Annotated in this window: 13 protein-coding genes; 4 read left to right on the top strand and 9 right to left on the bottom strand. The window is 33.7% G+C overall.

Features of this window, described 5'->3' with window-relative positions; all coding sequences use genetic code 11:
- Nucleotides 1-68: 68 nt before the first annotated feature.
- Nucleotides 69-308, top strand: coding sequence for a DUF2651 family protein (locus OB_RS18055; protein WP_331436997.1), 240 nt, complete (start codon nucleotides 69-71; stop codon nucleotides 306-308).
- 40 nt (nucleotides 309-348) lie between these two features.
- On the opposite strand, the gene fosB is transcribed toward OB_RS18055, so the two are convergent.
- Genes fosB through OB_RS04405 form a run of 3 tightly spaced genes read right to left on the bottom strand, consistent with a single transcriptional unit; the run spans nucleotide 349 to nucleotide 2076 of the window.
- On the bottom strand, nucleotides 349-768 hold the full coding sequence (gene fosB / locus OB_RS04415; RefSeq protein WP_070097408.1) for a metallothiol transferase FosB: 420 nt from the start codon (nucleotides 766-768) through the stop codon (nucleotides 349-351).
- Nucleotides 768-1325 (bottom strand): GNAT family N-acetyltransferase, encoded by a 558-nt coding sequence (locus OB_RS04410; protein WP_011065230.1) that lies wholly within the window; start codon nucleotides 1323-1325, stop codon nucleotides 768-770. The genes fosB and OB_RS04410 overlap by 1 nt, the downstream gene beginning before the upstream one ends.
- A gap of 16 nt (nucleotides 1326-1341) precedes the next feature.
- On the bottom strand, nucleotides 1342-2076 hold the full coding sequence (locus OB_RS04405) for a sulfite exporter TauE/SafE family protein (RefSeq protein ID WP_011065229.1): 735 nt from the start codon (nucleotides 2074-2076) through the stop codon (nucleotides 1342-1344).
- Nucleotides 2077-2350: 274 nt separating this feature from the next.
- Between OB_RS04405 and OB_RS04400 the strand changes: the two genes are divergently transcribed.
- On the top strand, nucleotides 2351-2647 hold the full coding sequence (locus OB_RS04400) for a hypothetical protein (protein WP_011065228.1): 297 nt from the start codon (nucleotides 2351-2353) through the stop codon (nucleotides 2645-2647).
- Here OB_RS04400 and OB_RS04395 read toward each other — a convergent pair.
- Together OB_RS04395 and OB_RS04390 are read right to left on the bottom strand one after the other, a co-directional pair.
- Nucleotides 2640-3167: a DUF4269 domain-containing protein gene (locus tag OB_RS04395; protein WP_011065227.1), complete on the bottom strand. Its 528-nt coding sequence runs from the start codon at nucleotides 3165-3167 to the stop codon at nucleotides 2640-2642. The genes OB_RS04400 and OB_RS04395 overlap by 8 nt on opposite strands.
- A gap of 205 nt (nucleotides 3168-3372) precedes the next feature.
- Nucleotides 3373-4059, bottom strand: coding sequence for an SRPBCC domain-containing protein (locus OB_RS04390; protein ID WP_011065226.1), 687 nt, complete (start codon nucleotides 4057-4059; stop codon nucleotides 3373-3375).
- 203 nt (nucleotides 4060-4262) lie between these two features.
- On the opposite strand from OB_RS04390, the gene OB_RS17830 reads away from it, so the two are divergent.
- A complete protein-coding gene (locus tag OB_RS17830) occupies nucleotides 4263-5192 on the top strand; it encodes a nucleotide pyrophosphohydrolase (RefSeq protein WP_011065225.1) in 930 nt (309 codons plus the stop codon).
- A gap of 96 nt (nucleotides 5193-5288) precedes the next feature.
- Here the strand turns inward: OB_RS17830 and OB_RS04380 are convergent, their stop codons facing one another.
- The gene (locus OB_RS04380; RefSeq protein ID WP_011065224.1) at nucleotides 5289-6224 is read right to left on the bottom strand and encodes an NADP-dependent oxidoreductase; all 936 of its coding nucleotides are present in this window, start codon (nucleotides 6222-6224) and stop codon (nucleotides 5289-5291) included.
- 286 nt (nucleotides 6225-6510) lie between these two features.
- Here OB_RS04380 and OB_RS04375 point away from each other — a divergent pair, with 286 nt between their 5' ends.
- Nucleotides 6511-7551 carry an enoyl-CoA hydratase/isomerase family protein gene (locus tag OB_RS04375; RefSeq protein ID WP_011065223.1) on the top strand — a complete coding sequence of 347 codons (1041 nt, stop codon included), beginning with the start codon at nucleotides 6511-6513 and terminating at the stop codon, nucleotides 7549-7551.
- An 82-nt stretch (nucleotides 7552-7633) separates the two neighbouring features.
- Here OB_RS04375 and OB_RS04370 read toward each other — a convergent pair whose 3' ends face one another.
- The 3 genes from OB_RS04370 to OB_RS04360 are packed head-to-tail and all read right to left on the bottom strand — an operon-like array spanning nucleotide 7634 to nucleotide 11635.
- Nucleotides 7634-9094, bottom strand: a complete 1461-nt coding sequence (locus OB_RS04370; protein ID WP_011065222.1) for a CoA-acylating methylmalonate-semialdehyde dehydrogenase — start codon at nucleotides 9092-9094, stop codon at nucleotides 7634-7636.
- Nucleotides 9091-9990, bottom strand: a complete 900-nt coding sequence (locus OB_RS04365; RefSeq protein ID WP_011065221.1) for an NAD(P)-dependent oxidoreductase — start codon at nucleotides 9988-9990, stop codon at nucleotides 9091-9093. The genes OB_RS04370 and OB_RS04365 overlap by 4 nt, the downstream gene beginning before the upstream one ends.
- Complete coding sequence (locus tag OB_RS04360; protein WP_050750206.1) at nucleotides 9983-11635, bottom strand: acyl-CoA dehydrogenase family protein; 1653 nt, start codon at nucleotides 11633-11635, stop codon at nucleotides 9983-9985. Before OB_RS04360 ends, OB_RS04365 begins: the two co-directional genes overlap by 8 nt.
- Nucleotides 11636-11707 lie beyond the last annotated feature (72 nt).

Raw genomic sequence — 11707 nt, 5'->3', positions numbered from 1 at the left:
TGAAATTGGAATATTTAGACCTACATATTTAATGTATAATATAATAAAAGTTCAAGGAGCTGATAGCTTTGGAGTATCTATTGGTTCTTATCGTCTATCCGATTTTTGTAATCCTAGCATCTGTTTTTGGGTATTTCTTATTTCGAAAATGGTTTGTCTTTCCTTCCATTACGCTCATTGTTTTTATGTCGCTTACTATTTTTGTATATAACTCGAGCTTCTTAATATGGACCTTAATTTATACTATGTTATCTTTAACTTTTAGCTTAATCATTGATTACTTTCAAAAAAGAGAACTACAATATTGAAAAATGGCAGGAGAAAGATATTCCTCTGCCATTTTTACATCTAATAAAAAGTCATATGCTTTTTTTGATCCCGATAATATTTTAACCTTTCCTGCAATGTTCCCGTATGGAATTCAAATTTATGCCCATCTGGATCTGTAAAATAAATCGATTGTTTATCTTGTTCAGCTCGTTCTCGTCCCTCTAGAATGTTTACATTTAACGCTTTTAGATGTTGAATAGCACTTTCAAGCTCTGATTCATCAATGGAGAATGCCGTATGGGTATAAGATTCATTAATTTCATTTCGCGGAATATGTTTTTCTTCATTTAACGCTAACCATATACCATTCAAATCAAAATATGCTGTTGACCTACCTTTAACTAATAGCTTTGCATCAAAAACTTGTTGGTAAAAGTCAATTGATTGTTCCAAATTGGATACAGAAAACAGCAAATGATTCAGCCCTTTAATATTAATTACGAAAGACCTCCTTCATTTTTTATCCAAACCACATCTGATATTGGTTTAGGCTTATATCCATAGACTTGAAATGCTTTATACGTATGGATTTCTTGATAAACTGTTATCATTTGTTGATATATTTCCTTATCTGTCTTTTCATGATCATCCCAATACATAATACGAAGTGGTGTTTCTGAATTCGCTACAAACGCCTGGAAAACATAACCTATGTTTGGAGCGAGTTTAAATCCTTCTCTTGTATAGAATCGCAGTCGTTTCTCCGTATCTTGATTATTTTCATCCACAGGTTCAACTTCAAGCAAAATAGTTTTACCTTTATCCTTTAACATTTGGATTAGTTGTTTTCCGATACCTTGTCCTCTTGTTTTTTCTGACACCCATAAAAAGTCGATAAATACAAAATGCTCAAATTCAGCATACATCAAAATATGTACATCACTTTCATCTTTATGATAGTGGTTTCCTTTTTCGTTAAGTAGTAAATCCATTTGTTGTTTTGCTTTCATTTCATCCTCTGGGAAATAATTATTTAATCGCTCAAACCAATCCATCATGTCTCCTCCATATCTAAGTTGTTATCATCGAAATCATACTATCTAATAATAAGTAGATACCTGTTATAAGTAATAAAACATAAGTAATGACTGTAAATATTTGTTGATTCATCTTTTTAAATAAGTATTGCCCCAATCCTAAACCAATAATCACTAGCAGTAAAGCATATAAACTAGAGAGCCAAGCCGTAGTTGTCGTCCCGCTAAATGTTATTTGTGTAACCAAACTTATACTATAGATGAATAAAAAGAATGCCAGTGTAGTTGCGCGTAGCTTTTCTTTGGTTATTTTTGCACCTGTAAAATACAACAATAGGGGCGGTCCAGGCATGCCAATACTTGTAGTTAAAATGCCGGACGTCCATCCAATGAAATAATCTCTTTTAGGTGTTGGAGTCATTTTTACACGACATAAAAGAAGAAGTGTTAATAACAATAATATAATACTAATCATTAATTTAAATATTAGAATATCCACCGTCATATAAATAATAATCCCAATTGGCACCCCAAGTATACTTCCGATTATCATCCGCTTTAATAATATTATGTCTACATCCGCTCTAATTTTCCATATTAATGCCATCGATATAATTAAAGAAAGGATAATGTTTATCTGAATAGCATCCTGTGGTAAAAATAATAAAAGTAAAAAAGGAGTAGCCATAATTGAAAACCCAAATCCAGTACCAGTTTGAAATATACTAGCGACTACTATAATACTAATAAAAGCTATAATCGTCCCCATCCTCAACACCCCTTATAACCTAATTTGGATGGTGGTTCTATCAGACAATTTACTGATGAGTTACCTTTTTTACTCAACACACTTCTTTTGGGGCACTCATCGGTCTCATGAGTTACATTTTTTATTCGACACACTTCTTTTTGGGCACTTATATAATGTTCGTTGATATTCTCCCTAGTTGCTATAACTCTAATTATACAACAAGTTACAGAAAGCACATGATTCTTTTTGATGATACAATATATTTAAAATATATAAGTGAAGGGGTGTATATATGGAGTTGGCAATTATTATTTTACTTATTTTTATCATTATGTATTTGACGATTCAATTAATAAAAACACAAAGCAAATTGAAAGTGCTAGAATCAAATACGCAAACTATGAATAAGAAGGAGACCTTCCAACATACTGATCATCCTGTACATCAACAATTATTACTACTAATTGATCAACAACAGGATATAAAAGCAGTAAAATTAGCACGTGAAACATTTGGATTTTCTTTACTTGAGGGCAAACGTTATGTGGATTGGCTAAAAAAGAAAGAGTCTAGTCGAAATATTAAATAATCCCTTTAGCCCTCCCATAATTAATTAATCCCTCGTATGGATCTCCCGCAATACCTAATAACCTACAAAAAGCAGGTTCTGTTTTGATTCCTGCTTCCTTTAATAAGCGAATATTATTTTTCATCGATGGATGTAGGTCCAATATATGATTTTCAATTTTCATATGTAAATACGCGTACTGTTCAACCACAGGAACATTTTGGCCAAATAATTCAAACGTGAAACCTTTAAAATCAAATTGTGCCTTAACAATATGATTATTACGAATGATTTTTTCTTTAATATTAAATTCTCTTAAGTCGCTATAGTGCGATTGTAGTTTATGCGAAAATAATTGAAAATCTTCGACAAACATAATGATGTCAATATCGGACTCATCAATATAAATATCGATTGGATAGGTGCCACAAATAACAGGATGGTATATCTTGAAATTTTCTATAACTCCTAATGACTGCACTGCCTCATACACTTTTTTCTGCTCTCGATTACCACATTTTAAATTTTGTAGACTATTCATATATATACTCCTTTATATTTATGGATCATTAAACTCTAAAATCATAATAATAATAGACCAATTCTAGTTACCACTATTGTAGATTTCTTAAGCTTTTTCGTTTAGAGACCCCCTCTATTCAACACTTTCATCGTATTTCGAAGTTCTTTTCGTTTAGAGAATTGATCATAATATTACTATTACATTTACATTAGGCAATAATCTATTATTTCAGCAACGTTCCAAATCGGATAGTGTTTGCTGTAACTTTAATTTTTTCATTATTTCTTATTATATCAAGCTTTATTTTTGATCCCACAGGCTGCTGGGTTATTGCAATTTCGCATCCATCAAAATGATTCACGACTTCTCCATTTACTGCCTGAATATAGTCTCCTGCCTGAACTTTACCTGAAGCGGGAGTATTCTCATGGACATGGACAACTTTAACTCGATCTATTTCTGTTCGCATTTTTAACCCTAACCAACTTTTCCAGAACTGCTCACGTTGATCATAATTGTCCTCGATGAAGTTTTTTAAATTTAGCATGAACAGAAATGTTCGAAATAGCATATTCTCCATTTCTGAAATATCGTGATCACCGACCCAATTTCCCGTGTATTCAATGGAGAGTTTCGTTCCTTCATCCTGTGATTGAATCGTCCATGTAGTAAGATAACCCTCTATATCTTTTAGCACCAGTTTTTCATTTTCTATAATTTCAATTATAACTCCTTTAAAAGTTACGTTCCGACCATATTCTAAATATATCTTACCTCCTTTTCGAAAATCAATTTCACACCGCTTTGTTTCCCATTTATTTCGTAGTGAAGGTATAGTTAATGCTTCCCAAACTTTTTCCGCACTTGTATTTATCACGATCTCTTTTTTTGCTACGCTTATCCATTCCATTCTATTCCTCCTCTAAAATCTTTAAGACGATCAAGTTTATACTCAAATATATGATCATTTTCTTTATTCGACATGATTTTAAACGATCGTAATTGTACTTTCTTTTCCTTTTTATAACCTCTTAGTTAGTATGAATATAGCCTTATTAAAATTTAAAATAGAACTAATTTAATTTGTTATACTTACGCTAAGGAGGGTTATATATGCAGGACATCCATATTTATCAGAGTAATATTGACGAGCATATTCAAAAATTAGGTGGGTACTGGCGATCCATCTCTGCTCTAGCCAGACTTCAGGAAGAGATTGGGGAATTAGCAGAGATAATAATAGAAGAAAATCCTAATGTAAATGAACTGAAAGAAGAAATAGCAGATATCTATATTATTTCCACCTGCCTAGCTAACCAATATTTAGAAAAATTACAAGATGTATATAAGAAAATCTCTATCCCAACAAATACATTAGAATTACAAAAACTAAATAGTGATCATTCTATTTCGAATTTATTTTTTCAACTCCAAATTCAAGCAGGCAAAATTGCGCGAATCATTAATCATTATGATGGAGACAAAATAAAAAAACCTACTGAAAAAGATCGAAACTTAGGTTGGGAAGTTGCTTATTTACATAAATATCTCTTTCTTCTTGCAAATCACTTTCAGTTTAACTTATTCAAATCTATTGATAACGTGTTAAAAAAATCGGCCCTACGAGATAAAAATCGGTTTTCCCTAATGTACGATCCAATAACAACATTGTCGTTAAAAAGATATAGAGATTTTATTAATTCATCGATTGGTAAAATTACAGAACAGAAACTATGGGGGAGTTTTGAATGGGAATCTAATAAAAATTATGTAAACAATATTGAGAAAAGCATCCCTTCCTTTATTCATTTTTGTAAATGTGTACAAATAGAAGGATTAGATGGATATGTTTTTGAGATTGCAGCTAGTGATAATACCAAACTAGAAATTTTAAATAATCTCCTAGATGTTCTTTCTGTACATAATTTAGAGGTAGAAAGAAGTTCTAATTTGATTTTTATACAACACATTCCTTTCCAGGTGGAAATGTATACTAACGATGACCTACAATATATTGTATTTCGAACTCATTCGCAGCCTTAATCATTCAAAAGATATTGGGATAATGATTAGAAGGAGATCTCGGTAAGACCCCTAGATTGCTTCAGCAAACGGGGCCTTACCAACTATTCCCCAAATTTATTTAATCTTTATTACGATTTTCCCTCTAGCATGATGTGTTTCACTTAATTGATGTGCTTCTCGTAATCCTTGTTCTGTTAATGGGAAGGTGTGACCAATAACTGATTTTACTTTACCGTTTTCTAAGAGATCTGCTACTTCACTAAGTTGCTTTCCATTTTCTTCTAACCAAAGGAACCCAGCTTTTATCCCTTTTTCTTTTGCTTTTTCTTCATCTGGATTTCCTGCAATAGATACTAGTTTTCCACCTTCTTTTAAGACTTCAAAACTTTGCTCTAATATATCTCCACCTAATGTGTCGACAACAATATCATAATCCTCTAGCACTTCGTTAAAATTCTCTTCTTTATAATTAATGAATCGATCGGCTCCTAATTCTTTTACTAATGACTCATTTTTACCACTTGCTGTAGTCGCTACATAAGCACCAAAATGCTTAGCGAATTGAATGGCAAAGCTACCAACACCACCGGAACCAGCATGAATAAGAACTTTGTCACCTTTTTTTATTGCTGAAAAATCTACTAGACATTGCCAAGCAGTAAGACCTGCGAGTGGAACACTTGCTGCTTCTTCAAACGACACATTTTCTGGAATTTTAGCCACTCTTGATTCCTCAACTGCTACAAATTCTGCATAAGTTCCTTGAGCAGTAGTCGCTGGTCGTGAAAATACACGGTCCCCAACCTTAAATTGACTTACATTTTTTCCAACCTCAGCTACAACACCTGCAGAGTCCCAGCCTAGAATAATTGGAAATTCAAAATTAAATCCATCCTTCAAATACCCTTCACGCAATTTCCAATCAATTGGGTTAATTGACGTTGCATATTGTTCTATTAAAATCTGATTATCATTTATTGTAGGTTTAGGAACATCTTGTTCATGAAGTTCATCTGCATGTCCATAATTTTCAATAACAATTGCTTTCATCTTATCCCTCTTTCTATTACATTCTATGTATTTTGTTCCCCATTATAGTATAAATTAATCATTCTCATACAATGATATTAATTTATTGGAGAATAAATGACAATCATGCATACACTACCCGTCTTAACTAAAATTCAACAAACGGCAATTACCTATCAAGTTTCCCTTTATAATAATGAATGGTACAATATAAATGATAGAATACTTAGAATAGATGATTAAATAAAGATAGATTTTTGATTATGTAAGCGTTATCTGAGAATCGAAGAATGAAGGAGAGATTGAAATGGAACAAGATGTTGTATTGTTTAGTGAAAAAAATGGTATTGGAACCATAGAGTTAAATCGACCAAAAGCGATTAATTCCTTATCTCAACGAATGATTGAATTAATTCATCAACAGTTAACCGCATGGAAAAATGACTCTAATATTAAATTTATCCTATTTTCAGGAAATGGACCAAAAGGATTTTGTGCTGGGGGAGACATCAAAACACTTTATCAAGCAAAAGAGAATGAATCTAAATACCAACAAGCAATTCAGTTTTTCCAACTAGAATACGAAACAGATGCACTTATTTATCATTATCCTAAACCTATATTAGCCATTTTAGATGGTGTAACGATGGGAGGAGGAGTTGGTCTCACATATGGGGCTAGTCATCGTATTGTAACAGAAAGAACAAAATGGGCGATGCCAGAGATGAATATTGGCTTTTTCCCAGACGTTGGAGCATCCTACTTTTTTAATCAAGCTCCTGGAAAAATTGGTTATTATCTTGCCTTATCAGCATCTGTTATATCTGGGTCTGACGCGATTTATGCAAATGCTGCAGATCACTATATCAAAACCGATACCTTAGATACATTCATCCATGAAATTACGGAAAAAGATTGGACAAGCGAGACAAATATCAACCAAACAATCGATAGTATTGTACAGAAATTTACTGCATCACCAGGCCAAAGTAGCTTAGAAAATCATCATTCTGAAATCGATGAATATTTTTCTCATTCTACTTTAGAAGAGATTATTACATCTTTAGAGAGTACGGATAGTGATTTTGCCAACAAAACTAAACAACTATTATTATCGAAATCACCTATCTCCTTGAAAGTTACCTTGGAGCAATTACGAAGAGGAAAAGATAAATCATTAGAAGCTTGCTTTGATATGGATTTAATACTTGCGAAGAACTTCTTAAAATCAACTGATTTTTATGAAGGAGTTCGTTCTATTGTTATCGATAAAGATAAAAAACCAAACTATCAATATAAGAAATTAGATGACGTTAAAGCTGATTTAGTAGAATCCTATTTTAATTAAATAAACCGGCTACACGTACTATAATAGTGGGAGAGGTCATACAGAAATGACCTCTCCCATCAATTTTAGTTATTCTCTAGATTTAAAACCATCTTTCAGTAACTACTTTTTTACGCGTATAGAATTGTACCCCATCTTTTCCATTTGTTCCTAGATCACCGTAAAATGATGCTTTATTTCCTGCAAATGAGAAGAAAGCCATTGGAGCAGGAACATTAACATTTACCCCGATCATGCCTGCATCTATTCTATTACGAAACTGTTGAGCAGATTTGCCGCTATTCGTATAAATTACAGCTCCATTAGCAAATTTTGATTGATTCGTCACCCGAATACCTTCCTCCAAATCTGACACACGTACGACACTTAAAACTGGTGCAAAAATCTCATCTTGCCAAATTTTCATATCTTGGGTTACATGATCAAAAATCGTTGCTCCCACATAATAACCATCTGGAGTTTCTTCTTTAATTTTTCTTCCATCAACTAAAAGATGTGCTCCTTCATCTACACCAGAATCGATGTAACTGAGTACACGCTCCTTATGGGATTCCCGAATAACTGGTCCGATAAAATTACTGTCATCCATTCCATCGCCAACTCGAAGTTTTTTTGTTTCTTTTACTAACTTCTCTAAAAATTCATCAGCTATATCATCTACTACCGCAACAACGGAACAAGCCATACATCTTTCTCCACTACTTCCAAACGCTGCTCCAAGAACTCCCTGAATTGTTTTTTCTACGTCGCAATCAGGCATTACTACTGCATGATTTTTTGCTCCAGCCAAAGCTTGAACACGTTTCCCATGGGCAGTTCCAGTTTGATAAACATGTTTAGCCACAGGCTCTGAACCAACAAAGGAAACCGCTTCAATATCTGGATGTGTTAAGAAACGATTAACGACTTCTTTTCCGCCATGGACTAAATTTAAAACTCCTTTTGGAAATCCAGCTTCATAGAATAATTCAACGAGTCTTTCTGCTAATATTGGTGTTCTTTCTGAAGTCTTTAATACAAACGTATTTCCACACGCAATAGCTAAAGGGAACATCCAAAGTGGAACCATCATCGGAAAATTAAAAGGCGTAATACCTGCTACAACTCCTAAAGGATAACGCCATATTGAACCGTCTATACCTTTAGCAATACTAGGTAATGCATCGCCCATCATCATAGATGGAGTAGAAGTAGCTAATTCTACCACTTCAATTCCTCGTTGTACCTCACCTTGTGCATCTCTCAGTGATTTTCCATTTTCTAACGTAATGATCTTAGCTAACTCTTCTTTATTATCTTGTAGTAACTTCCAATAATCGAGTAAATACCTTGTACGATTTGGTACAGGAATGTCTGACCATTCTGGAAATACTTCTTTTGCCGCGGCAACAGCCATATCTACATCTTCTACATCAGAGATAGTCACCGTAGCTATTGTTTCTCCTGTTGCGGGATTAGGAATCACTTCTTGCTTCCCGCTTTTGGCATCTACCCATTTCCCATTAATATAATTTTGCATGTGTTTTGTTTCAGAACTAATCATGTCGTCGCCTCCTTATTTTGATCAATAGTATCTTTCAGATATTTATAAAGTACTGCCATATCTTGATCCCCATATCCTTGATGTTCTAAATTCCTATACAAATCTAGTAACGATTTACTAATTGGCAAGTCTAATTGATTATTGTCCGCTACTTCCATAGCAAACTCTAAATCTTTTCTTAATAACTTTAATGCAAACCCTGGATTAAAATCATTTGGTTCTATAAACGTTTTATAGTTTCTTTCATATATTCGACTTTGTCCATAGCTAACATTCATCATCGAAAATAAATCGTTTAAATCGATATCTTTTTGATTAGCAATTTGAAGTGCTTCACTTACTCCTGCAGTATAAAACCCAATCAATAGATTATTGATAAGCTTTACTGTAGTTCCTTTATCTATTTGTTCTCCAACATGAAAGACATTTCCTCCAATAACGTTCAGAATATCTTTCACTTTTTGAAAAGTTTCTTCTTTTCCTCCAACCATCACCGTTAAAGTTTGGTTTTCTGCACCAACCACTCCACCACTAACCGGAGCTGCTAAAAATGGGATTGATCTTTCTGACAAGGAAGCCTCCAATTGCTGATTTAACTCAGGAGCGACCGTGCTTGTATCAATCACTACTTGTGAAGAATTACAATGATCAAGCAATCCACCTTTATTCAGATATACAGCTTCCACTGCTTTATTCGATGGCAAACTAGTAAGAATTACATCACTTTCTGCAACTAAGTCAGCACTCGAAAGAGCAATATTTCCTCCAGACTTTTTAAAAAGCAGCGATCTTTCCTCGTTAACATCAAAGCCTATGACCTCATATCCACTGTTCATTAAACCAATAGACATCGGTAACCCCATGTTTCCTAATCCAATAAATCCGATCTTAGACATAATATCCCCCTTTTCTTATTAGTGATTTAGCAATATTCTCCTTTGCTTCGTAGATATTAATAAAATCAGGAATTAATAAATCCTTAATTTCATCTAAATAACGGCTTTTTTCTAAATCATCACCCTCTAGAGCTACAATGATACGTTTGGTTCTTTCAAGAATTCGTTGTAAATTCTCTTCTAATATAATTTGAGTCATATGCTTCGTTACTTCGGAGTGATCACTATTCATCTCAGCTGTTTTCATTGCATATACATCCATCACTGTATCCGCAATTACCCCTTGATACATTTGTTTTGTTTCCCTATCACTTGAAGTAACCGCTTTCAACATTTTGTTTAATAATATTATCCCTTGTCGAATGTATACACTTTGCTCTAATCTTATCTCTTCATTTAGTTTCTCTTCATCGTACTGTTTTAAAAATGATTTCGCAATTGTTAAACGATTGATTTCAGATGTTCCTTCAAACAATCGATTGATCCTCGAATCGCGATATAATCTTTCTACCTCATATTCTTGCATATAACCATATCCACCATGGATTTGTAATGCCTCATCTACTATCATATCAAGCGATTCAGATGCGAGCACTTTGTTGATGGAACAATCCATAGAAAAACGAGCAAGCGATGAAATAAAATTTTCTTTACCATTATCTATCAATTGTCGATCAAGCAAACTAGCAGTGTAGTATGCCGTACACTCTGACTTATAGATAGCTGTAGCCATATTTGCTATTTTTTCTTGGATTAATCCAAACTCAACAATATTTTTGCCAAACTGTTGACGGTCTTTACCATATTTAATAGCAAATTCTAGTGCTTGTTTCGACATGCCTATGTTGGAGAAAGCAATTTTCAATCTTGCTAGATTTAGTATATTTAATGCGATACGATGACCTTTTCCAACTTCACCTAGAACTTGTGCAGAATCTAATTCTACATCCTCTAAAATTAATGTCGCTGTGGATGAACCTTTGATACCTAATTTCTTCTCTTCAGGCCCTATAGATACCCCTTTAAATGTTCTTTCAACAATAAAGGCCGTAATACCTTGTTCTGTATTCGCAAATACCACATATACATTTGCAATATGTGCATTTGTAATCCATTGCTTCTCTCCATTGATAGTCCATGTCTGGTTCTCGTCATTCCATTTTGCTGTCGTTTTGGAAGCCAATGCATCTGATCCGGCATTTGGTTCTGTTAATGCATATGCTCCAACCCATTCACCTGAAGCAAGTTTTGGTAAATATTGATTTTTTTGAGCCTCATTGCCGAAATAAACATACGGTAACGTACCAACACCAGAGTGAATATTAAATGCTACACTGAAGGAAGCAGCATATCCCATTTTTTCTGCAATAATGCCAGACATTCGTTTTCCAGCTTCAAGTCCACCATATTCTTCCGGGACTTCTGCACCCATTAACCCTAATTGTCCAACTTCTTTCATTCTCTTTTTCTGTAACGTATAGTCATGATCTTCTAATTGGTCCATATTAGGCAAAATTTTCTCTTCCACTAATTGATGTATCGTTTTAGAAATTAGTTGTTCGTCTTCATTTAAATTGATTGAATAGCTGTCTACTTCTAATCCCCTTTCATCAGGGAACAAAGATCTCTTATCAGTAAGTTTCATTCTTAAAACCTCCTTCCAATTATATACATGCAAAAAGCATGCCAACTCAAATTGAAGTCACTTCCCCTACAT

The organism is Oceanobacillus iheyensis HTE831 (assembly GCF_000011245.1).
Lineage (GTDB): Bacteria > Bacillota > Bacilli > Bacillales > Amphibacillaceae > Oceanobacillus > Oceanobacillus iheyensis.
This window is presented reverse-complemented; position numbering and strand designations above follow the sequence as displayed.

Bases quoted from the DNA above. Each gene is read 5' to 3' on its own strand.
- OB_RS04360 (WP_050750206.1), bottom strand. From the start codon at position 11,635: ATGAAACTTACTGATAAGAGATCTTTGTTCCCTGATGAAAGGGGATTA.
- OB_RS04395 (WP_011065227.1), bottom strand. From the start codon at position 3,167: ATGAATAGTCTACAAAATTTAAAATGTGGTAATCGAGAGCAGAAAAAA.
- OB_RS17830 (WP_011065225.1), top strand. From the start codon at position 4,263: ATGCAGGACATCCATATTTATCAGAGTAATATTGACGAGCATATTCAA.
- OB_RS04405 (WP_011065229.1), bottom strand. From the start codon at position 2,076: ATGGGGACGATTATAGCTTTTATTAGTATTATAGTAGTCGCTAGTATA.
- OB_RS04380 (WP_011065224.1), bottom strand. From the start codon at position 6,224: ATGAAAGCAATTGTTATTGAAAATTATGGACATGCAGATGAACTTCAT.
- OB_RS04370 (WP_011065222.1), bottom strand. From the start codon at position 9,094: ATGATTAGTTCTGAAACAAAACACATGCAAAATTATATTAATGGGAAA.
- OB_RS04390 (WP_011065226.1), bottom strand. From the start codon at position 4,059: ATGGAATGGATAAGCGTAGCAAAAAAAGAGATCGTGATAAATACAAGT.
- OB_RS04410 (WP_011065230.1), bottom strand. From the start codon at position 1,325: ATGGATTGGTTTGAGCGATTAAATAATTATTTCCCAGAGGATGAAATG.
- OB_RS04365 (WP_011065221.1), bottom strand. From the start codon at position 9,990: ATGTCTAAGATCGGATTTATTGGATTAGGAAACATGGGGTTACCGATG.
- OB_RS04375 (WP_011065223.1), top strand. From the start codon at position 6,511: ATGGAACAAGATGTTGTATTGTTTAGTGAAAAAAATGGTATTGGAACC.
- OB_RS04400 (WP_011065228.1), top strand. From the start codon at position 2,351: ATGGAGTTGGCAATTATTATTTTACTTATTTTTATCATTATGTATTTG.